22 protein-coding genes are annotated in these 22,030 nt (G+C 45.1%); 11 read left to right on the forward strand and 11 right to left on the reverse strand.

Going from position 1 to position 22,030, the window contains the following annotated elements:
* Positions 1 to 59: 59 nt before the first annotated feature.
* The 3 genes from J2Z70_RS03065 to J2Z70_RS03075 are packed head-to-tail and all read right to left on the reverse strand — an operon-like array spanning position 60 to position 4,010.
* Complete coding sequence (locus tag J2Z70_RS03065) at positions 60 to 1,061, reverse strand: sensor histidine kinase (RefSeq protein WP_209869139.1); 1,002 nt, start codon at positions 1,059 to 1,061, stop codon at positions 60 to 62.
* Positions 1,062 to 1,745, reverse strand: a complete 684-nt coding sequence (locus J2Z70_RS03070; protein ID WP_209869142.1) for a response regulator transcription factor — start codon at positions 1,743 to 1,745, stop codon at positions 1,062 to 1,064. It abuts the gene before it with no gap.
* Between the two features lie 21 nt (positions 1,746 to 1,766).
* Positions 1,767 to 4,010 (reverse strand): U32 family peptidase, encoded by a 2,244-nt coding sequence (locus tag J2Z70_RS03075; RefSeq protein ID WP_209869144.1) that lies wholly within the window; start codon positions 4,008 to 4,010, stop codon positions 1,767 to 1,769.
* Positions 4,011 to 4,190: 180 nt separating this feature from the next.
* Here J2Z70_RS03075 and J2Z70_RS03080 point away from each other — a divergent pair, with 180 nt between their 5' ends.
* Positions 4,191 to 5,192 carry a serine hydrolase domain-containing protein gene (locus tag J2Z70_RS03080; protein ID WP_209869147.1) on the forward strand — a complete coding sequence of 334 codons (1,002 nt, stop codon included), beginning with the start codon at positions 4,191 to 4,193 and terminating at the stop codon, positions 5,190 to 5,192.
* A 140-nt stretch (positions 5,193 to 5,332) separates the two neighbouring features.
* Here the strand turns inward: J2Z70_RS03080 and J2Z70_RS03085 are convergent, their stop codons facing one another.
* The 4 genes from J2Z70_RS03085 to J2Z70_RS03100 all read right to left on the reverse strand — a co-directional run bounded on the left by J2Z70_RS03085 (position 5,333) and on the right by J2Z70_RS03100 (position 8,443).
* On the reverse strand, positions 5,333 to 6,199 hold the full coding sequence (locus J2Z70_RS03085) for an SDR family oxidoreductase (RefSeq protein ID WP_209869151.1): 867 nt from the start codon (positions 6,197 to 6,199) through the stop codon (positions 5,333 to 5,335).
* The gene (locus tag J2Z70_RS03090; protein ID WP_209869153.1) at positions 6,196 to 6,705 is read right to left on the reverse strand and encodes a hypothetical protein; all 510 of its coding nucleotides are present in this window, start codon (positions 6,703 to 6,705) and stop codon (positions 6,196 to 6,198) included. The genes J2Z70_RS03085 and J2Z70_RS03090 overlap by 4 nt, the downstream gene beginning before the upstream one ends.
* A gap of 130 nt (positions 6,706 to 6,835) precedes the next feature.
* Entirely contained in the window at positions 6,836 to 7,381 is a 546-nt protein-coding gene (locus tag J2Z70_RS03095) for a MarR family winged helix-turn-helix transcriptional regulator (RefSeq protein ID WP_209869155.1), read from the reverse strand.
* A 156-nt stretch (positions 7,382 to 7,537) separates the two neighbouring features.
* Positions 7,538 to 8,443 carry a helix-turn-helix transcriptional regulator gene (locus J2Z70_RS03100; protein WP_209869157.1) on the reverse strand — a complete coding sequence of 302 codons (906 nt, stop codon included), beginning with the start codon at positions 8,441 to 8,443 and terminating at the stop codon, positions 7,538 to 7,540.
* 73 nt (positions 8,444 to 8,516) lie between these two features.
* Between J2Z70_RS03100 and J2Z70_RS03105 the strand changes: the two genes are divergently transcribed.
* Positions 8,517 to 9,050, forward strand: a complete 534-nt coding sequence (locus J2Z70_RS03105) for a dihydrofolate reductase family protein (protein ID WP_209869159.1) — start codon at positions 8,517 to 8,519, stop codon at positions 9,048 to 9,050.
* A 159-nt stretch (positions 9,051 to 9,209) separates the two neighbouring features.
* On the opposite strand, the gene J2Z70_RS03110 is transcribed toward J2Z70_RS03105, so the two are convergent.
* Positions 9,210 to 10,322 carry a serine hydrolase domain-containing protein gene (locus J2Z70_RS03110; RefSeq protein ID WP_209869161.1) on the reverse strand — a complete coding sequence of 371 codons (1,113 nt, stop codon included), beginning with the start codon at positions 10,320 to 10,322 and terminating at the stop codon, positions 9,210 to 9,212.
* Between the two features lie 158 nt (positions 10,323 to 10,480).
* On the opposite strand from J2Z70_RS03110, the gene J2Z70_RS03115 reads away from it, so the two are divergent.
* Positions 10,481 to 11,416, forward strand: coding sequence for an AraC family transcriptional regulator (locus tag J2Z70_RS03115; RefSeq protein WP_209869164.1), 936 nt, complete (start codon positions 10,481 to 10,483; stop codon positions 11,414 to 11,416).
* Positions 11,417 to 11,477: 61 nt separating this feature from the next.
* Here the strand turns inward: J2Z70_RS03115 and J2Z70_RS03120 are convergent, their stop codons facing one another.
* Complete coding sequence (locus J2Z70_RS03120) at positions 11,478 to 12,461, reverse strand: effector binding domain-containing protein (RefSeq protein WP_209869167.1); 984 nt, start codon at positions 12,459 to 12,461, stop codon at positions 11,478 to 11,480.
* A gap of 202 nt (positions 12,462 to 12,663) precedes the next feature.
* Here J2Z70_RS03120 and J2Z70_RS03125 point away from each other — a divergent pair, with 202 nt between their 5' ends.
* Positions 12,664 to 13,506 carry a sialate O-acetylesterase gene (locus J2Z70_RS03125; protein ID WP_209869169.1) on the forward strand — a complete coding sequence of 281 codons (843 nt, stop codon included), beginning with the start codon at positions 12,664 to 12,666 and terminating at the stop codon, positions 13,504 to 13,506.
* Positions 13,507 to 13,520: 14 nt separating this feature from the next.
* Here J2Z70_RS03125 and J2Z70_RS03130 read toward each other — a convergent pair whose 3' ends face one another.
* Entirely contained in the window at positions 13,521 to 13,856 is a 336-nt protein-coding gene (locus J2Z70_RS03130; RefSeq protein ID WP_209869172.1) for a helix-turn-helix domain-containing protein, read from the reverse strand.
* 741 nt (positions 13,857 to 14,597) lie between these two features.
* On the opposite strand from J2Z70_RS03130, the gene J2Z70_RS03135 reads away from it, so the two are divergent.
* The 3 genes from J2Z70_RS03135 (at position 14,598) to J2Z70_RS03145 (ending at position 16,766) form a co-directional block, all read left to right on the forward strand.
* Entirely contained in the window at positions 14,598 to 15,188 is a 591-nt protein-coding gene (locus J2Z70_RS03135) for a DUF1989 domain-containing protein (RefSeq protein ID WP_209869174.1), read from the forward strand.
* Positions 15,189 to 15,273: 85 nt separating this feature from the next.
* Positions 15,274 to 15,900, forward strand: coding sequence for a LysE family transporter (locus J2Z70_RS03140; RefSeq protein ID WP_209869177.1), 627 nt, complete (start codon positions 15,274 to 15,276; stop codon positions 15,898 to 15,900).
* 92 nt (positions 15,901 to 15,992) lie between these two features.
* Positions 15,993 to 16,766 (forward strand): YqcI/YcgG family protein, encoded by a 774-nt coding sequence (locus tag J2Z70_RS03145; RefSeq protein WP_209869180.1) that lies wholly within the window; start codon positions 15,993 to 15,995, stop codon positions 16,764 to 16,766.
* A 4-nt stretch (positions 16,767 to 16,770) separates the two neighbouring features.
* On the opposite strand, the gene J2Z70_RS03150 is transcribed toward J2Z70_RS03145, so the two are convergent.
* Positions 16,771 to 18,081, reverse strand: coding sequence for an amino acid permease (locus J2Z70_RS03150; protein ID WP_245367920.1), 1,311 nt, complete (start codon positions 18,079 to 18,081; stop codon positions 16,771 to 16,773).
* Positions 18,082 to 18,388: 307 nt separating this feature from the next.
* Here J2Z70_RS03150 and J2Z70_RS03155 point away from each other — a divergent pair, with 307 nt between their 5' ends.
* The 4 genes from J2Z70_RS03155 (at position 18,389) to J2Z70_RS03170 (ending at position 22,000) form a co-directional block, all read left to right on the forward strand.
* A complete protein-coding gene (locus J2Z70_RS03155; protein WP_209869183.1) occupies positions 18,389 to 18,577 on the forward strand; it encodes a hypothetical protein in 189 nt (62 codons plus the stop codon).
* Between the two features lie 78 nt (positions 18,578 to 18,655).
* On the forward strand, positions 18,656 to 19,687 hold the full coding sequence (locus J2Z70_RS03160) for a recombinase family protein (RefSeq protein WP_281068111.1): 1,032 nt from the start codon (positions 18,656 to 18,658) through the stop codon (positions 19,685 to 19,687).
* The gene (locus J2Z70_RS03165) at positions 19,647 to 20,132 is read left to right on the forward strand and encodes a hypothetical protein (RefSeq protein ID WP_209869188.1); all 486 of its coding nucleotides are present in this window, start codon (positions 19,647 to 19,649) and stop codon (positions 20,130 to 20,132) included. Before J2Z70_RS03160 ends, J2Z70_RS03165 begins: the two co-directional genes overlap by 41 nt.
* 254 nt (positions 20,133 to 20,386) lie before the next feature.
* Positions 20,387 to 22,000 carry a hypothetical protein gene (locus J2Z70_RS03170; RefSeq protein WP_209869191.1) on the forward strand — a complete coding sequence of 538 codons (1,614 nt, stop codon included), beginning with the start codon at positions 20,387 to 20,389 and terminating at the stop codon, positions 21,998 to 22,000.
* Positions 22,001 to 22,030 lie beyond the last annotated feature (30 nt).

Consider the following 22,030-nt stretch of genomic DNA (forward strand, 5'->3'; position numbering starts at 1 on the left):
GTCTAAAATGACTTTACAGTGACTTTGGAGGTGACAGTTCAGTCACTTACAGAGTACTGTTAAATGACATGCTTATAAAATTTAATCCGAAACTCTGTACCAGTCCCGCTGTCGCTCGTTACATCAATCACGCCGTTCTGGCTTGCAATGATGCTGTGGGCCATCGCAAGCCCTATACCGATGCTTCCTTCATTAGCATTCTTTCCTTTATAAAAACGTTTGAATATATAAGGCAAATCCTCTTTCGGAATGCCCCCTCCGTTGTCAGCAATAACGATTTCCGTAAATAGCACGTTGTCGGAAAATGTGATGGTAATCGCACCGCCCTCAGGTGTATGCTCCACTCCATTCTTCAAAATATTGATAACCGCTTCAGCAGTCCAGTGGAAATCGCCGTCAAAAGAGACGTTATCATCCCCTATGATGGAAACGGTCTGGCCCTTAATATCCATCGGAATCATAACCGGCTCCAGTGCCTTTTGGATTAGGGTTTTCATGTGTATTCGATCTTTTTTGAACGGGATCGTTCCCGCATCCATTTTCGCTAGCTTTAATAAGGATGAAACCAGCCAATCAATCCGTTCAAGCTGAATGCGAATATGATGGGTGAACTCCGTTCTTTTGAGTGGAGGCAGATCAGGGGCGCTTAACAGATCTGCCATGACTGTCATAGAGGTGATCGGTGTTTTGAGTTGATGTGAAATATCGGAGATGGCATCGGTCAGTTGAAGCTTATCCTGCTGCAATAGCGAACGATGCTCGGAGAGCATGCGTGTCACCTTGTAAATATCATTCTTTAAGATGCTAAGCTCCCCTTCTTGATTATCGCGAGGGTCAAGGGAGGCCTGGCCGCTGCTAATCTCCCGCAAATAGACGGACAGCTTCTCTAGCTCATAATATCTCCGTTTTGTGAATAATACAGCTGTGCCGGTAAGCAGCACGGATACAATAATAACCAGGACTGCCGCGGCAGACGAAATGAAAGCAGCAATGACGATCGCCGATACGCTGATCGAGCCCATGACGAGCAATAATATAAGATTTTCCCGATTGCGCAGCATCTAATCACCAACCTTATAGCCTAAACCGCGTACCGTTTTGATCAAAGCCGGCTGCTCCGGATTATCCTCCAGCTTTTCCCTTAGCCTTTTGATATAGACCGTTAACGTGTTATCATTCACGAAGTCGCCCGCCACGTCCCAGATTTGCTCCAAGAGCTGATTCCTGGTGAGGACCTGTCCAACGTGGTTGCCAAAGATCAACAATAAGCGGTATTCCAGGGCGGTTAGCGAAATTTCGGCACCGTTTTTATATACTTTGCCTTCCAGTGTATGGATGCGCACATTGTCAATGTCGATAACCGCTCCGGCGTGGGACAGCTTCTGATATCTCCGCAAGACGGATTTGATCCTGGAGAGAAGCTCGCGAACCCGAAAAGGCTTGGTAATGTAATCATCGGCTCCCATATCGAGCCCCATCACGACATTGACCTCATCATCAATCACCGTTAAGAAAATGACCGGAATATCCCGCCGTTCCTTCACCATCTTGCATAATTCATAGCCAGTTCCGTCTGGAAGCTGTAAATCGAACAGGCACAAGGTGAACTGATCGATGTCTTCGGCGAGCACCTTTCGGGCTGAAGCGACATTATGGCAGAGAACAGTCGAATAACCCTCTTGCTGCAGTGAATATTCCAGTCCCGACGCGATCGTCTTATCATCTTCAACTAATAATATTTTCATCTGAAGGCCATCCTTCCACAACTACACAATCTCTTTATTATAATGCCCTCTTGTGTCAGTGTCCTGATTAAAGACAGCATGATTCATTGAACCATTTAATTTGCCTGCGGCCATATGAATGACTTGCATAACCTGCTCTGTAGATTCAACGGTGAAGTTTAACCGGAGCGCCCCGATCCCTGTGATGTCCGGCAGCTCATCTAACAGATTAAGCGTCTTCCCGTTAAGAATAGTCGCTGTACAATCCTCATGGGAAAGGATCGGGAACGTTCCTTGCTCATCTTTTAACTCATAGCTCTTCGTTCTGCATACTCTGCATTGATTCATTTTTCTCATCGGACAATATTTGGTGAACATCAACGGAGCCTTGCCATACACAATCATTTCCAGCGCAGGATAGCCGTCATTTTGTTCAACATAGGCATTTATTACATCTTCAATTTGGCTCTTATTCATTTCATAAGATAAAGTAACCCGTTTGGCACCTAATTTATATAGTTCATAGCAGCTAGTAGCATTAATAACATTTAGAGAATAGTCCGTAACAAATGGATTGGTTTCTCTGTAGTGATGAATTCCGCCATATCCTCCGATCAGCAGCTGCCCTTCTTTTTCCTTATAATCATTTTGGTTTCTTCTAACCACATTGTCAAAATAGATTTCCTTAATTCCACAGCTCACGCAAGCATCATACTGTTCCTTAGTCGTTACAGAAGCTGTAAGGTATGGTGTAACAGGGGCAAAGCTTATTTTTTCTTTTGCTTTCGCAGTCTTGGTTCTCTTCTGCTGGCTGTTAAGCTTTAGGTCATATAAGCCCAGGACAATATCTCTTCTTGCGGCATTTAACAGTTTAGCTGGAATAAACGCATTGCCTTCCTCATAATCGACCTGATGAAGCTCGAAGATCGTATCATTTAATCTGGAGAATTGCTTGATGACCTGGTCTTTGGTGGTTGGATTATTAATGGCTTCGCCTAGTATTTCCTCGCTTTCATAGGAATAATTAAAGCCTAAGCCCTCCGCCTCTATGACTAGCTTTGAATCTGGATATGCATATACTGTAATATCTAGGCTGAACCGTTTAAATTCTTTTTCCAGTGATGCTTCTAATTCTTTATGGTAGAAATAATCCTTCGTTTTATAGACTACATCTCCCGTAGACATCTTTTCTTTGACTTTGATATAGCAGACAACATCTGCTGTGTTGATTAAGTCGCCCTCTTTATTGTACAGCTTGGCAACCGTCAGATTAACATCTTCATTGTCGTGACTGATTCGGATGGTATCGTTCTGATTTAAAGGACGTGTAAGTGTGATTTCATACCTGTCCTTCTCAACCCTGCTGATGGTTCCAATCTCATAACCAAAGTGATTAGGTCTTGCGATGTTTGTAATATTCCTCCGGTCCTCGTGAAACAGATATCCTTTAGTAAATGTCCGATTAAATGTTTTTTTCAGATTTTCTTTGTCTGCTTCGGTGATTTTATGATCTAAGGCCATGCGATATTTGGATACCACATTAGCCACATACGTAGGCACTTTCATACGGCCTTCTATTTTTAAAGAATCAATTTCTTTCAGATCATCGATATAATCAATGGTGTTCAAGTCCTTAGTCGATAGAATATAGCTTTTGCCTAAAGATGTATCTGTTGTCTGATCGATGAGTTCGTACTCCTTACGGCATGAACCCACACATCTTCCGCGATTTGCGCACCTGAAGCCGGTTAATCCTGACATTAGACAGTTTCCCGAATAAGATACACATAAAGCACCGTGAACGAAAATTTCTAAAGGGATGTCAGCTACTCTTTTGATCTCTTTGACTGTTTCAATCTTAACCTCACGGGACAGAACTACTCTTTTTGCACCCAGTTCTTTAAATAATAAAGTTCCGTCTACATCGTCTATTCCCATCTGAGTGGAACAATGTGCTTCCATATCATGAAAATTTTTAACGATATAATCGAAAGCAGTCAGGTCCTGGACGATAATGCCATCCACACCGATTTCATTTAATTCGTGTATCTGCTCTTTCATCTCTTCCACTTCGTTTTCGAACACGATGGTATTCATGGCAACATAGATTTTAACGTCCCTCAGATGCGCATACGTAACAGCCTCTTGTAACGATTCTACATCAAAATTAGAGGAGTAGGCGCGTGCACCAAATTTCTGCATGCCCAAGTATATTGCATCACACCCATTAGATATTGCAGCTTTTAAAGCCTCCATATTCCCTGCTGGAGCTAATAATTCAGTCATAAATGATCCTTACCTCCTACTTCAAGTAACCGCCCAAATTCAGCATCATTAATCATAAAATAAGAGCTTCACTTAAGCTACGGCAAAAAGCACAAACCAATGGCTTGCATTTTGTTTCTCTAGATTTTTATATTCCATACTGGCTGGCAGGTTTATTATAAACAGAGGTGAAACGAGATTATGATCGTACAAAAAGAAGTAGTATATACTAAAAACGATAAATATTTGGCGCTTACTGACCATGTAATTAAAGCTAAGAACCAAATTTCCTGTTCCGCAGCCGCTACATTTATCATCCATAATGACACCATTGTTAATGAAAGCTACTTTGGCTCATATGAGTCTAATTCAAAGATACAATCTGTAATGCCCTCCACCCGGTTTAATGTTGCTTCAGTAAGAAAGTCGTACATTGGCTTTGCTATTAGCTTGGCCTTATACCAAAATAAACTTGCAAGTCTTGATGATTATATTTCAGATTGCTTAGATGATTTAAACCCAGCTGCTGTCCAAGGAGTTAGAATAAGACATTTATTAACACATACTCATGGACTCAAAAATAATCATGAAAAACTATTCCCGCCGGGAACGAATTGGAATTATAACAATATAGGGATCAATATGCTTATTAGATTAATACGGAAGTTATTTGAAGTGCCTCTGTCAGAGGTCATGCAACAATATGTTTTCAAACCCTGCAATTTCATTGAGACAGGTTGGTGTAAGAATAGAGATGACAATTTAGTATGGTTAAATGAAGAGTATGCTGATGACCAAGGGGGGGAAGCCAATCTTTTTGTAAGTGCCCGTGAATTGGCTTTTTGGGGCTATCTTCACCTGAACCGTGGACTCGTTAATGGACAACAGCTTGTTCCAAAAGAGGTTATAGAACAAGCTACAACCAATCAGAGCCCGGCAAATTTTGAAGATACATTGCCTAGGAATGGCTTCGCTTGGTGGATTCAGGATAAGCCTAGAGCTATTTCTGAAATAGGAAACACAATTCCACCTGGGTCCTATCAAATGCTGGGACTAACTGGCTGTGCCTGTTTGGTTATTCCTGAACATCGGCTAGTTGCGGTTAGAATGTACAATCAAGCAGGTCCAAATCCACCAGGGTACGACTACTTGGAGGATATTAAAGCTTTTGGAGACAAAGTTTTATCGTGTACTTTGAACTAATTATTAATTCCTTTGTTGCTTTGGCAGTACTTATGATACGGTTTCTCCTGCGTAACTACAGATGAAGTGACGGCCTAAACCGTCGGGCAGTTTATTAAGCTATGATAGTTCACCGGAATGTTCCTTAAACTAAGATACCTCTACCGGAAATTGTCTACACTCTCATGCAGAAAGGCTTCCAGCTTACGCGGCTCTCTGCCGAGCAGGCGACTCACCGTGTCATTTGGACGTTCTGGAACCACCATAGACATGGATTGAATCTCCACAACATGGTTCGCAAGCCAAGGAGGCATATGCCCGTGTTCAATAAGATTACGGAGTAGTTCTTCGGGTTCCATATTGATGTAACTTATTGGCCGATTGAGCAAGGCGGATAGTCGTTCCGCGATCTGAGGATAGCTGAAAAGCTCTGCACCCGTAAGCGTATATATTTGGCCTGTGACCTCAGGGTTAGTTAGAGCTTCTGCGGCAACATCTGCGATATCACGGCAGTCAATGAAGTTACACGGTGAATGGCCCATGGAGCCGAAGAAAACATTTTGAGTTGTAATCGTTGGTGCAAAGCGCATTAGATTTTGCATGAATGCATATGGGCGCAACACGGTGGAGGTAAGACCTGATTCCCTTAGCACTTTCTCAATTTCTTGATGCCAGCCCGCCACTGCTACTGGGGAGCTCTGCTCAAAGGCAGGGCTGGATATTTTCACGATGTGCTCGATTCCAGATTCGCCTGCAATCTGAATGATTGAAGTTTCCAATTCGATTTGTCTTGGACTGTTGGACATAGCGAGGAAGAGATGGCTGGCACCTGTAAAGGCGCGGCGCAGCGATTCGGGGTCAGCAGCATCTGCCCATACGACCTCGATAGCCCACGACCCCTTTTCTCCGATCTGCTTACGCAACTTCTCTGGCTCTCTGCTCAGAGCCCTGACGGGCACGCCAAGATCAGCCAAACGTTCCACCAGCGCACTGCCTATCGTACCTGTTGCTCCCATAATAACTATCATTTTTTTCTTCTCCTTTTGGATGTCAAATGGGTTGTGGCGGCAAGACGCCACCGCCATGTCACTATCGTGCTTGCTATGAATCCAGACAACGGGAAATCGATCCAGGCGCGATCAACCCAGGCCAAGTGATGGTCCGGCATCATAAGTTCTAGTACACCAGATGTCACCCATGCCGCGCATAGGCCAAACAAGGACCCGGCTATTGCGAACCCTCCTACCACAACCAAGCGAGGTGCACCTGTGACCCATCGCATATGGCCCACTCGGCTGTGCAACAAAAGGCTAATCATCAAGGCCATCAAGGCCGATGCACCGCCGATTGTGGTTAATGCTCCGATTTTAAGCCCCCTATCAGCAGTAACCAATCCCCCAATACCTGCCATGATGGCAGGAGCAGCATAGGCCATTACAACTTCACGCCATAGTGCAAAGGGCTTTTTCCTGGAACCCACAGTCTTGATACCGTAAGCATCATCTGTTGGATTCGGGTATTTCATCTGGTTCATTTCGTTTGCCCCCTTCTTTCTTCGAGATCAATCCATTTGAGTGCTTTCAGCGAGATATAATTAGGAACCTAACTATATAGGAGTAAAAATAGGCTAGCATGACTAGCCCATTCTACTCATTACTGATGCTTCACTTTGGTTTCGAGCCTGGTTCCTCCGTAAGTGCAGAGATGCCTTGTGTAACCCGGCCCAGCAAGTCGAGGAATACGCTGCGCTCGTCTATACTGAGTAAGCCCACCGTGGCCTCCAGCCAAGCGAAATGCTCCGGAGCCATTTCACGTAGCTTCTTCGCTCCTTCTTCCGTCAAAATAACCGATCTCTGGCGGCCATCCTTTGAGCTTAACCGCCTAGATACTAGGCCATCTCGTTCAAGAATGTCGATCAGACCAGTCACTGTAGCACGTGTAACGCCTAGATGCTCTGCTAATTGCGAAGGCAACTCTTCTCCTTCGTTATCCTCAAGATCTGCCAATACACGATATCGACCTGTTGATAAGCCGAATCTGGAGAAATGAATCTCCGAGGCCTGACCAAGCTGGGCTCCCGCTGCCATTAGCCTAGATGCGACGAGTATAGCCTGTGCGTCCATGTCTAGGTTATAGCGATTAATCTGGCGCTGGGATTGTACAAGGGAGGGAATAGCCTCCATGTCATTTATTTTTCTATTGTTGTTCATAGATATAGTATGGCACCTAATTACTTTCGTGTCAACCGGCTATCTTTAATTCATGTCGTCTGCAATCCGCTCATGCGCTTTTTGACCACTGATCTCGACAGGAATGATCGCATCAGCATCACTGTCAACACCCCTGGAAAATGGATATTGAGTATTTTATGAATACTGACTTATAGTCTTCTCTAGTAACTCTCTGACGGATTCCTGCAATTCCCTTGGAGAGACCACCTTTACTTCCGGTCCGTATGCAAGCAGCTTCTGCGCCGTGAACGGGAACTCTTCCACAGGAATATAGCCGCGCCATTCCCTGTCCAGAACTGAAGCGAATAACCGGTCCGACTCCGCTAGCCTTACGCCCATATCCGTAAAATGTAATATGACTTCGGTGCTATCCCTGGTCTCCCCGGCCTTCATCCATGCTGCGAGCGTCGGAAGTGAATCCTCTATTCGGTGAGGCCCTTCCTCCAGCTGCTCCATCCGATCAACCCGATACAGGCGAATCTCACCCTGCTTGCTGGCGGGCATATACCAATACCCTTGTTCATAATAAATCCCGAGCGGATAGACCTGCACATTCTTCTTGCCGCTGCGGGAATGATAAGCAAATGTAATCTCTCTCTTCTCCACGGCTGCACCTAACACCTGGGTCGTTAACGGAGCTGGGCGTATCGAAGAGTGCTGAAGAACAGCAAGATGCTGCTTCGAACGACTAATCAGATCCCGCACATCATCCGGCAATCCGGAATAATACTGATCTGCCAGTTGAGCCCGGATGATTCCATAGGGAAAGTCAGGAATATGCTCCAAATATTCAATCATCAGGAACAATCCCAACGCCTCGTGCTGTGTTAATTGAAGGGGCGGCAAAATCCGGTTCGGCAGCACCCGGTACCCCCCGTGTATGCCTACCTCCGAATACAGAGGAAGCCCCATCTGCTGCAGATAATCCAGATCGCGTTGGATCGTCCTTAGCGATACTCCGAATCGTTCTGCCAGCTGGCGGGCCGTAAATTTGGTCCTTGAATCCAATGTCCGCATAATTTCCAGTCTTCGATTAATCAATGGCCCCACCTAACTACGTCATATTTTGTCATAGTTCTAGTGTATCATTAAATCTAGAAAGGAGCGATTAACAATGTCAAAACATAAAGTTGTGCTGTACATCGCTATGAGTCTGGATGGTTACATTGCAAGATCCGATGGCTCTGTCGATTGGCTGTATGAGATCGAAGGAAATGGAGGGGATAACGGGTATAGTGAATTCTATGGAACTGTGGGAAGCGTAGTGATGGGGCGAAATACTTATGAAGAGGTGCTGAAGCTAGCCGATGAATTCCCCTATGCAGATAAACCGGCTTTTGTCCTTACGCATTCCGAGCAACCGCCTGCGCCACATGTAGTTTTTACAGGCGAATCCATTGACCGGCTTATCCCCCGGTTACAGCAAACCTCAGAAGGCAAGGTCTGGATTGTAGGCGGTGGATTGCTTGTCCAGAGCGTCCTGAAGCTGCAATTGCTGGATGAGCTCCAAATTGCGCTTATTCCCACCCTTCTGGGAGAAGGCATCCCCTTATTCCCTGCCGGAACAGCGCCAGAGAATCTAACTTTAACCCATTCCGAGCGAATGGGTCAGATCGTGATGCTTCATTATCAAACACTTCGGTCATAATCTCCATGATCGAGGGGTAGTTATGATATGGTTCACCGTAACACTCTAACAGCGAAATTAAAGAGCATTCGTGTGGGTGCCCTTTAATTTGTCGTATAAATTCGAATTTCAACGTTGGTTGGAGTTCAATAAAACAGCGGCAGGCTAGGACTATGTCCTCTATTTGTTCTTCACCGCTTTAACCAAGCTCTCGATAAACTGGATAGGAAGGAGGGTATCCTGGGGATTCCCGGTAGCAGCCGAGTTCACGACGATCACTAGATTCAGGTCGGGTACGATGGTCAGATATTGGCCGGCATAACCCATACCGAAAACTGCCTTGTGCCCGCCGTACTGATTCATCCACCAATGGTGGCCATATTCGCCGAAAGACACATTCCCCTCCGAATGCCGAGAGGTCGATTCCCGGATCCATGCTTCCGAGACGATGCGCTTGCCATCCCATACGCCACGGTTAAGCACCAATTGGCCAATCTTGGCCAGATCCCTTGGCTTCATCTTCAGGCCGAAGCCCCCTGAATTCGAATCGTCCGGTGAACGGGGCCACTTCACGCTATCAATTCCGAGAGGACCCAACAGATGCTCCTTGGCAAAATCGAGTTCGGATTGCCCAGTCGTTTTCCTGAGAATCGCCGCCATTAATTGGGAACCGCCTGTATTGTAGTTCCATATTTCACCTGGCCTAGAACCCATCGGTTGGCTGAGTACAAATTGGTTCCAGTCCTTGGTCTCCGTCATAGGCTGGATCATATAATTCCAATCAGTCCATTCCGGGAAATGCAAGCCACTTGTCATGCTGAGCAAGTGCTCTAATGTAATGGATCTCTTATCGGGTGAATCGAACAACTCCTTATATTCGGGGAAAAATGACTCTATCGGCTCATTTATTCCTTTCAGATAACCTTTGTCGATAGCTATCCCGATCAAGAGCGATGTCACGCTCTTGGTGATCGAGTTTATAGCCAGCTTGGAATCCGACATGCCATCCTTGTAATACTCGGAGACAATTGTGCCGTCCTTAACAACTAGCATAGAGAGAACCGGCGATTCCTTGGCATATTGCATCACTGCTTCGACTTCCTTGGGATTCATCTCAACCTGCTCTGGAGTGCCGATCGGCCACTCCCCGTTGGGCAAGCTGATCACCTTGGAGTTGCCGGGGGACATCACAGGGGCTAAGGACTTTTCGGAAGAGCAAGCGGACATGGTAAGGATCAGGCTAGCTGCCCCTGCCAACATGGCCAGCTTGGCATAACGGAATAATTCGGTCATACATTAACACACCCTTTAAGGTTATTATTCTTGCTTCCCTTATGGTAGTGTAATGGGTGAGTATCATCTTCCAATTTCTTGCTACCCGATTAACAATTCTTGCTATAATAGAGATAGGATTGAATCAATAATGAAAATAAGGGGGGACGGTGAAACGGATGGTGGTAGCCAAAGCGTTGGAATTGGAATACCGATACCGGGTCAACCATGTCGTCAACTACATGGAGGAGCATCTTACGGAGCCTTTAACCCTTAAAGAAGTGTCGGACGTGGCCGCCTTCTCCCCCTTTCACTTCCATAGGGTGTTCAAAGTGGTGATGGGCGAGAACGTGCACGGGTTTACCCGGCGGATCCGCATCGAGAAGGCAATCAAGCTACTGTTGTTCCACCCAAACCGGAGCATAACTGATATCGCCTTGGATTGTGGTCTGCAAACCCCGGCCCACTTTTGCAGAGTGTTCCGTGAGCATACCGGGCTGAGCGCTTCCGAATGCCGGGACAGGTTTCCTCTCCAGACGATTGCGGAACGGTTCAGGGCCCGATTAACCTTTGAAAAGTCCACCGAACTGTCCCACAAGCTGGCGGATCTCCCGATTGAGATTCGCAACCTTACTCCAATGAATGCTATCTACGCCCGGTATAGGGGAACCATCAATGAAGGAGAAATCAATTCGGACATTAAAGAGCTCTTTGAGCGGTTAGCCTCGTGGTTGGACGCGAGAGAAGCACTGAAAAAAGGATGTTTGACGGTCGGACTCATCCTCGACGACCCTTTCATCACGCCGGATGGCAGACACAGGTATGATGCCTGCATTACAACGGAGCAACAGATGACGCCGACTGGCGATCTGGGCATCCGGACGATTCCCGGAGGCAAGTACGCCATGGTGCGGATTTTAACAGACAGACAGGATATAGCGAAAGATTTGCTGCACCTGGTCTCCATCGAGTGGCTTCCCCTAAGCCCGTATATATGGGACGTTTCACGTCCGGCCCTGGAGATTCACTTCCCGAACTCCCTTCACCATCCGGATGGACAGTGCGAAATGGAATTCGGCATCCCGATCAAACTAAATGAAGCAAGCTTCTGGTAGCTGAACGCCCTCTCTCTTCAAAAGTTTTAAGGCCATCCTTTACGGGATGGCCTTATATCATTTACCGGTTCAACTTTGACTTTATCGGAAGTAGTAAATCCAATTGTACCACCTTGTCGATTTCCTCATTGCTTAAATGATACTGGTTGATGTAATTCAAATGCTCTTCCTTTGAACCATACATACAATCGGGATCTCCCCAGTTCGGTTCATACTCCTCATGGTGCTCGACCCACTCGGTCAACCATCCCCATTCCTCGAAGTTGCCCATGGGAATCATGTGAGCTGCGTATAAGCCACCGGTAAAATGCTTCTTCACGAACGGTTCACGTACCTCTAGATCATCAGGTATCGTTACCCATCTCTCGTACCCATGGTCCGATCCATCCGGTTGTACTCCATTCGGATGATTAAATCCATAATGCCGCAGATCAGGCTTGAGTTGGGCCAGCTTCGTGTCCATCATAAACTTTTGCAACTCCATCCCCGTTTCATACTCCGGTGATTTTCCAATTACTTGGATCGAAGCCACTGGTGAAGGCGGAAGGTAAACAATCCGTACATCCTTAAGCGTGGATAAATGTTGATCTGCTTTGATCAAATCGTTCATGGATAGGTCCTCCTTGAGATTACTTTTGGATAACGGAAGGGCTTCAACGATCTGTAGCAGAGTTTTATCCATCCAGACTCCCGGGTTCAGCTTCACTTCGGCATGGAGCTTGAGTTGATCTACCAAGTTTTGCAGTACATTGTGAATGACAGACAATGCCGTCATTTCGCTGGATAGTTCATAGATCTTTTCTTGGAACACAGCAAGTGCGATCCTGGACTCATCACTCTGCAGAATCCTTTGAATTTCCTTCAACGGAATTCTCAGCTTTCTTAGAACTAAAATCTGTTCTAATCTTACCAATGAACTCTCCTCATACGTGCGGTAAGCATATCCCTCCTTCTTCACACTTTTAAGCAGCCCGATCTGCTCATAGTATCGAAGCATTCTTGTGGAAACCGGATAGTTTTTGGTAACCTCGCTAATGGTTTGCATTCCGTGAGCCCTCCTTTCCATCAAAAGCATAAAGTACGACACGGCGTCAAAGTCAACATCCCTATGAAAAAAATAGTGTAGAAATCCTGTGGACCTTGATGCTCTAATTCCAGGCATAATGATCATTAATTGATTTTAGTCTAATCAGACTATATAATGACTCAATTAGTCTATATTAGTTATGTAAAGGAATGAAAATTAAATGATAAAATCATTTTTAATGCTGGGTCAATCTAATATGGCAGGCCGTGGATTTTTGGATGAAGTGGCCCCTATATATAATGAAAAAATAAAAATGCTGCGTAATGGACAGTGGCAGATGATGACAGAGCCGATTAATTATGACCGTCCGGTTTCCGGTGTAAGCCTAGCAGCGTCTTTCGCCGCTGCCTGGTCGAACGCCAATCCTAATGAAGAAATTGGTTTGATTCCTTGTGCAGAAGGCGGCAGTTCTTTGAATGATTGGCATCCGGAGGGCATCCTTTTTCAGCATGCTTTGTCTGAGGCCCGCTTCGCCTTGCGGTCCAGTCAAATCTGCGGAATTCTGTGGCACCAGGGTGAGAGCGACAGTTATCAATCGCTGCATGAAACGTATTACGAGAAATTAAGCCTGATCATCGGGACCCTAAGAAACGAATTGAAGCTTGATGAGGTGCCGTTGATCATTGGCGGACTTGGTGATTTCCTTGGGAAGACTGGTTTTGGACAGCAAGCAACAGAGTATTTGCAGGTCAATGAACAATTGCAGCGCTTCGCTAAGGAACAGCATAACTGTTACTTCGTAACGGCAGCAGAGTTGACCGCGAATCCTGATGGCATTCATATAGACGCGATTTCGCAACGCAAATTCGGCTACCGCTATTTCGAAGCTTTTGCGAACAAGTGTCATGTCCTGAAGCCCCTCCCGGGGGAGGAGCAATCGCTGAAGGTGGAGCGAAGCTATTCGAAAACAGAACAGATCTACCTTCATAGCATGGATTTGGCTTTGGGTAAAATCACTTACGCCGAATTCGAGGCGCAGATGGTGAAGGTTATGCAGCCTTGATTCATAATGATTCTTTATAATAATTCTTTCAGTACATTTTTAGCCACACGTACCTTCTCCTCATTGGCCTCACGGAGCATGCCTACCATATCCTGAATATCACGCTCTGCTGCGGTAACCATGAACTCTTCACCCTGGTATGCAAACAACTGAATGACATTCACCTTGAGCGATTCTGCAATCTTATGTAAATTCAATAAAGAAACGTTCTTCTCCCCACGTTCAATCTGCCCTATGTATGAAAAATGAAACCTGCCTATCTCCCCGAGCGCCTCCTGCGACAGGCCCCGCTCTTTCCGCAGAGCACGAATCCGCGCTCCCACCTGCTTCAATATTTCCTTATCCATCACAGTATTCACCTCTCCATGTCCAAAGTGTTGACAAGTTTCTTATACAGGTCTAGCCCGTTATCACATGAAATTAGCTCATATTATGAGAAATCACAAGCAATACAAGACAGCGTTCTTTCTTTGCCATTCAGCCCTAATATCGATGATTCGTGCGTTGTACATCTATGAGCATAAGACAGATTTCAACTAGGAGATATCATTAAATGATCTATTACTCCTGATACATACCGACTATCACCCTGGGCTTGAGATTGTGGTGTTTGTGGGTGAATTGAATTATCTCGTTAATGGGGAGGGGAAGGAGTTAGAGATGATAACGGACGAGGATATGAAGAGAGTGATGAGACGTGCGGGTGAGGTTTTGGAGGAGTTGTGTTGGAGGATGGGGATGTAGAGAAAAGCATCAATTTGATGCGCTTGGGAGCGAGGAAATTACTTTTTGGCGCTGGTGTGAATTACTTTCCATAATCAAGAAGAGTCAGACCCGTTATATATCTGACTCTAACTTTCCGTTTAGTACTACTTATGATACGGTTCACCGTAACATTTATATAGCGAAATTTTAAGGGCACCTAATTGATTGACCTTATCCACTAGTCGCTATTAAAGCGTTGGTTCCCCCGGCCCTAATAAGATAGATCTCCTTTCTCATAGCTATAATGGCTCTTACCATGCATGACTTTTTTGACAAACAGCCATACTAACCTGTATAGACTATGAATATCCAAGAGGAGATTACTGATGACTGAACAACAATGGCTGATACCAGCAACGCAGAGATTGGGCTTCAAGTTGAACAAAGGGCAGATCGTCCGAGTGACCGATGTGGAGGGAGAGCAGGTTGCTGATTTTACTGCCTATAATGCCTCTCGCCCCAATGAGCGGATAGATCCCGGCGTAACGATAGATGCTCTCGGTAAGATAAATGTACTGCCAGGAGACATACTCTATTCCAATCAATATAGACCCTTACTTACAATTATGAAGGACTCCGTGGGCCGCCATGATTTCATTAATTCTGCCTGCCGTCCCGAGATGTATGAGGTGTTATATAACAAAAAAGATCACGCCAGCTGCTACAACAACCTAAATGAAGCCCTGGAAGAGTTTGGTCTGCCCGCTCCCGATCAGCATTATCCATTTAATCTTTTTATGAATACCGTCATTGAGCCTTCTGGAAAAGTCAGCGTGGAGCGTCCGCTATCTAAAGCAGGTGATTACATTGAGTTGCGGGCTGAGATGAATCTTATTATTGCTATATCTGCTTGCCCCTGCTCCGAAAGTGCTTGCAACGGTTACAAATGTACACCCATTGCGGTGAAGATCCTTTAGAATCCATTAAGCTCGTCTTCTATCTGGCCCACTTTTTGAATAGAATGACTTGTACAAGATACTTCTCATTCAAGGAGCGATGTCCATGAATAGCTTTTTAACCTATATAGTGCTAGGGATTTCTTTATCTGCACCTATGGGCCCCATCAATGTAGCCCAGCTCGACCGGGGAGCACGGATGGGATTCTTGCAATCCTGGATGATCGGATTGGGCGCCATGTGTGCAGATTTAGTATACATGCTGCTCATCTACTTTGGGCTAGCTCACTTCCTTAATACCCCATTCATGAAAACCTTTCTGTGGACTTTCGGCAGCTTTGTTCTTCTATATACCGGAATTGACACCTTAAAAAACACGAATACCGCTTCCCAAACCGCCTCGCGCGGTGAACAGACAAGCATCAGCGCCTTTCATTCTGGATTTCTGATGGCACTGATGAACCCCCTCAGCATTTTGTTCTGGTTAGGTATTTACGGCTCAATTCTGGCCAAAAGCATGGAGAATCAACAGTTCGATCAAGTGCTGTGGAATAGCATTGGTATTTTTGTTGGCATCTTATTCTGGGATCTGGTAATGGCAATGATATCCAGCTTATTCCATCAGTTTACCAGCCCTGCTATACTTCGATTCATTTCCCTTGCGGCTGGCATTTGCTTGCTTAGCTTTGGTCTGTATTTCGGATATCAGGCAATTATACAGTTGTTCGCCTAATAAGTTCACCTGGCAAGAGTGTTTCTGTGCTTTCACCCATCCCCCTTCTAGCGCATAGGATGTTTTGTGCTTAACGAGGAGGGTGTTTTAGGATGGTCTATTTGAACACAAAGCAATGGCTGGATGAACATATGTCCGAGATACCGGACTGGCAACAGGATGCTTTTCGCCAATTTACAGCTATGATTGCAGATCCCGAAGGGAAATATCCCTGTATTCCGGGAAGGCAGGGGTTTTTGTCTAATCATTTACGTTTTGGATTCGCAACTGATCCACGAAACGAAGCGTCAACTTTGGAAGTCGCCGATTTCCTCCGCCAATATGGCGAGTGCTCGCGGGATACCGGCAAATATGCTTCACTTGTTCTCTTTTTCGAAACTCCGGAAGATTTAGCAGAGGGCCGCTCCATTGAGGACTATGAAGCTTTATTCTGGTCCGTCCTGAGCCGCGTCAGCGCGGTAGATACAGTACCTTGGCCGGATCAGATTTCTACAGACCCCTCGAACCCTTCCTGGGAGTTTTGCTTTGATGGGCAACCATATTTCGCCTTTTGTGCAACACCGGCACATCAGTTGCGGAGAAGCCGCCATACTCCTTATTTTGTAATTGCCTTTCAGCCTCGATGGGTATTCGAAGATATTAATGATTCTACTGCATTTGGCCGCAATATGAAGAAGCTAATCCGAAAGAAGCTCGCCGACTACGATAGTATTCCCGCGCATCCTTCCCTTAAATGGTATGGGCAGGAGAACAATTTGGAATGGAAGCAATATTTTCTACGCGATAACGAAAGTGCACCCTCTAAATGTCCCTTTACGTATATGAAGAACAAGTTCAAAGGACTAGGAACCAAATTCCACTCTTGAAAATCTAAAAAAGCTGTCCGTGCTTCTTCCCGTGATGCTGCTTAAACCAAGTGATCAACATAATAATACCGACGAGCAGAAGGCTAGACCAGAAGCCGGGACGACCGCTTTTCTCTAAGAGTACACCTGCCACGGCAGCAATAATCAGCACCATAGCGATACTTGATCTGATCCATCCCCCCATCTTCGGCTTCAATAACTTAAGGTACGAAGCTAAAATGAATAGCCAAGTGTACAAAATAACTAATCCTGCCGCTGTGGTGATATGCTCGAATATTTGCTTCGGCAGCAGCACGCCTAGAACAATCGTCACGCACAGGCCCAGCGTATTAATGCCAAGTGCGTAGAGCGGCAGTTTTCTTTTCCCCTTAGTCACCGCCAGCCAGGAAGGAGCATCTTTATCCTCAGCCAAGGCTACCAGCATAGTTGAGACCGCGTACAATGATGCAACGAGGATTGAGAATCCGGCCACTATCATTACTCCATTTAGCACATACACAAGGATGGGTATTCCCATCGCTACAAATGCAGCAATTATTGAGCTTTGGGCAGGAGTTACTTTCTCAGGACTGACGAATAGCAGCGCAAGCCCTATCGACAATACATATAGTATGGTCACCCCTAACAGCATAAATTTTCCTGCTTTTGGAGCTTCCTTCGGATTACGTAGATCCGCCGCCATAAAACCCATCACCTCAATGCCTCCAAAAGCATAGAACGCATAGAGTAGCCCTTTCCAGGCCCCTATCCATCCTTTATTCAGCCATGCTTCCGGGCTGTAAATCGTAACCCAGTTTCCCTTCCCCCTCACAAGTGCGACCACGGCGACCCCTATGAACGTCAACACAGCCGCGATTTTGATCATGGCAAATAAATTTTCCGCTTTATTAATCCCTCCGCTACCTAGAAGAATAACCAGCAGCCCCAGCACTGCATAGAATACGGTGAAAATCCAAAGTGGCCAACTGGGAAACCATAACCGCGAGAACAGTCCCAAGGCAGTCAATGAACTCCCGATTATTAGAATCTCTGAACACCAATAGATCCAGCCCATACTGAAGCCGGCCCAGCTACCAAAAGCATCTTTGGCATAACTGCGGAAAGATCCCTTTTGAGGATTCTGCATCGTCATTTGACCCAGGGCTTCATAAACGAATAAAGCTGCTATAGCGGCTAACACAAAAATAACCAACACCAATAATCCGCTTTTTCGGATAGCGATGCTGGAACCAAGAAAGAAACCGGTGCCAATCGTGCAGCCAACACCAAATAAAGTTAACTGCCACCAGGCTAATTTACCTGTTGGAGTACCCAATTCTATAATCCCTCCCTCTGCTTCTGCTGTTACTATGTGCTCCGCAGTGTTATTCTATTCCGCAATATAACGATGGGATAGTTTGTCTCGCAAATGATGGGTGCGACAGCCCAACTTGAAAGGGCACAAATCTCTCAGAACGTACAGCTCGGAATGCGTGAGCGTAACAAACAGGGCAAATAGAATAGTAGAAACCAGGTCCTGCTTCTCCTCTCGACCCTATACCCCTGTCTAACTGCATTGCTAAGATTTTCAAAAACATATCATGATCTTGAATCCATATCTATCACTAGAGAGGGGCAAGATCATGATCATCATTCAATCGCAGGAAGACCTGGCTAAGTTCAAACACCAATCGTTTCCTCAAATGCTGAAACGCTTTGTGTCTGACCTTTTGGAGGAGCTGCAGGCTGAGGCTGAGCCGGGTGAGGAGCTGGAGCATCTGCTCTCCCACCCGCTCATTTTCCTGCTATCGCTGTTGAACAGGCATCCATGAGTGTAGAGTACGTGGAACGCATTAATCTCAAAGGCCCTATTGCCTTTAGAGCCGGGGTTCTGTTGGACAACGACTGGCTTGCTTAGTACATCATCCCAGCAGCTTTGCTCGACGAGCACTCACTGTACTGGCTTACAGAACGCTGCGAAGGCGCTTAGACCGACTTTCCCGCAAGCTTGCCGATATCACTTTCCTCACAAAATCTTTAATCGCCATGACGTAATATTCCGCAGCGTGACCGAAAAAGAATTCGACATGTCAACCGCTTCCGGCAGAATGACGATGCATATGATGGGTTCCATTGCCGAGTACCAGCGGAGCATCATCGTTGAGAACGTCAAGATGGGAATGAAGCAGCGAGCGCGGGAAGGCAAGTGGAATGGCGGACAGGTGCTGGGCTACGATGGTGTGGAGATTGCCTCCAGCAAACAGGCAGAAATCGTACTCAAACCAAACTCCATGGAAGCCGAAGTTGTGCGCAAAATCTTTCAACTATACGCGGAGGGCCAGGGCCTGAGGAGCATTGCCAACCAAATGAACCGTGAGGGGCACCGGACCAAGCCGGGGAATTTCTTTAGCAGCGTAGCGATTAAGACCATCATCAACAATCCGGTCTACGTCGGGAAAATTCGCTATAACGTGCGGGAGGACTGGAGCGAGAAGCGGCGCAAGGGCATTAACCCCAACCCGATGATCGAGGATGGTATCCATGAACCAATCATTTCTATGAAACTGTGGGATGTGGTGCAGGCACTTTTCCAGAAAAATTCCTTTTCCCCTCCCCGCACCTTTGACGGTACGTACCCACTGGTTGGCCTCATGCGCTGTCCCCAGTGCGGGGCCCACGCTAGGCGCACATCGCGTATGCGACACTCTGAAGGATGGGAGAAAGGTGGTGAGACGCTATTACGTCTGCACCGCCTTCCGAAACGGAGGCCGTCGGGTATGCAGTTCCAACTCCGTCAAGGCAGACGACTTTTAGCAGTACGTGTTCGATCGCCTGGCCGAGGTCGTCCAGAGGCCGAAAATTGTGGAGGACGTTGTACGGAAGCTGAACAAAGATCGGACCATGAACGTGGTTCCTTTACAAAAGGAACAGGAAGCAATTGACAAGGAAATCGCCGCCATTGATGCTCAGCGCAAGAAATACTTCAAACTTTTCGAAAGGGACGGTGTGGACGAGGGCCTGTTAATTGAGCAGTTAAGCGAGTTCAAGGAACAGAACGAACGCCTCCTCGAGCGTAAAACCGACGTAGAGCAGCGGCTCATGGAATGCGCCTCCGACCCGATTCCGGTGAAACAGGTGCAGCAACTGCTGCACCAATTGCACTCGCTGCTGCACTCCTCTCCTCCGGAAACGCAGAAGACCCTCTTCCAGAGCGTCATCAGGCAGATTCACTTCGGCGTCCCGAAGGACATGCGAAGCATTGAACTGGAGTTTAACCCGCAGGTGCAACAGCATTTTTTTGAACTGGCCCCTTCTGCCGAAACGGCGGAAGGGGCTTTTGCTGTGAATCGGCATAAGTCTTTAACTCAGTTCAATTTGGTTATATGATAATTGAATTTAGCATAGCGACTTCCTGAGATTGTATATTCTCAGAAAGTCGCTCTCTACAGAATTTTATGTCCTGTGACAAAAAAACCAAAGCTCAAAATTAAAAATCAATTGATACAGCTCAACTTATTGAAAAATTTCTTTGGCACATATTTTAAAAAGAATAATATTTTTATAAGGGCAGCGTGACAAAAAGTTTGTCAGCTGTTATATTGACTTCAACAGATACCTGAAATGTGATGGAGGGGCTATTCATGAGCACATCTACTAAATGGGAAAATGTTATTAAGGAACTGTTTTCAACGAAAAATACTTTTTTTACTGCAAGTGAACTAATCAACGTACTATCTGAAAAGTTAGAAATATCAAGAGAATACTCTAGGCAGATTATTAAAAGAGCTGTTAATAAAAAATTTATTAAAAACAGTCACCCATTTAAATTCAAAAATGGTCAGTATGTGTACATGGGAGTAACCGATACTCTGGACTTGAAGACTTTAATCAACATTTCTAAGCTTTACAAACCCTCAATGTATCGTGTTTTGACTCTTTTATTTAAAGAAGATAAATTATTATCTTTCTATGAAGCACGAAAAGCTGCCGCTACACCAGTGGAGAATATTGATCGCTACAAACTCACACGCTTAGACGATGAAATTAAAGAATTAATACATCATGATTACATCTGCACTGTAAAAGATTCTGAAAAAAATATAATTTATATTACCACTAAAGAAATGGAAGATAGCCCTTTATTGTCCACTATGATGAAAAATCACTATGAAAAAATGCGTCTTGATAGTATGTTTATCCCGGACATTATTCGTTGGTTAAAAGAACACAACTTGATTGACTCGGATATGTTGTTGTATAGAAGAACAGATAATCCTTCCATCGGTGCTAAACACAATGACTTTCTATGGGATTTTTACTCCTATACGAACACTACAGGATTCTCAATAAATACCGGAAAGAAGGACAAACAAACCCTGTTGGTTATGGATGTACTAGTACATCGTCCTTACTCTAAAGAAGACTTGGATGGCTTTTACAATAGAATACAATCTGTTAGACATAGCACTCATTCTGAAGCTAGGAAAGTTCTTCCTATTATTATTTTTAATGAAATACCGCAAGAAGTTAAAAAGGAAATTAGGAGGCTCCAAATATTGAATTTTTCCTTACCAAGTGTCTTCGGAATGAAAGTAAGTGAACTAATTCAGAGATTAACTGATATTCGAAAGGCATCTGCTGGAACATTTCATACTGAGGATCAATCCTCAGATATTATAGAGGATATAGAAAAAACACTTAAATTAATGGATGAGTCTGGACAAATTGATAATTTACAGAATATAAAGGGTGCTCTTTTTGAGTCTTTGATGTATGTCGTTATTTCAAATATATTTCCTCACAACAGCAGACTTAATCACTCGAAAATGATTAAGCCTTATGAATATGATGTGATAGTCCAACGAGACGAAGAAGTAATTATAATTGAATTAAAAGGACTTAAAAATTCAACTATTATTAACTTAGGTGATTATAAAACAAACGCTACCGTAAAGTGGTTCTTCGGTAACACACTTCCACATGCGAAGCGCGCATATACCATACCAAGCTCGCCGTTTGAATATAACAAGACCAAAATCAAAGCCTGTTATATAACTTCTGCAAATTTTTCAGAAGAAGCTCTGCACTGGCTTGAAGAGATTAATAAAAGCAAACTAAAACCTGAAACCCTCGACTGTTTCTACGATAGAAAAAGACTATTAAAATTAATAAAAACACATGAGAACCTAAGTAGTTTACGTAAATCAACCGCCTTTATAGATATTTTAGAAAAGTTTTATCTGAAAGAACAATAGGATGCTTAGAATTCCATATATCCCGCATTC

Origin of the sequence: Paenibacillus silagei, assembly GCF_017874735.1 — a bacterium.
In the GTDB taxonomy this organism is placed as follows: Bacteria; Bacillota; Bacilli; order Paenibacillales; family Paenibacillaceae; genus Paenibacillus_AQ; species Paenibacillus_AQ silagei.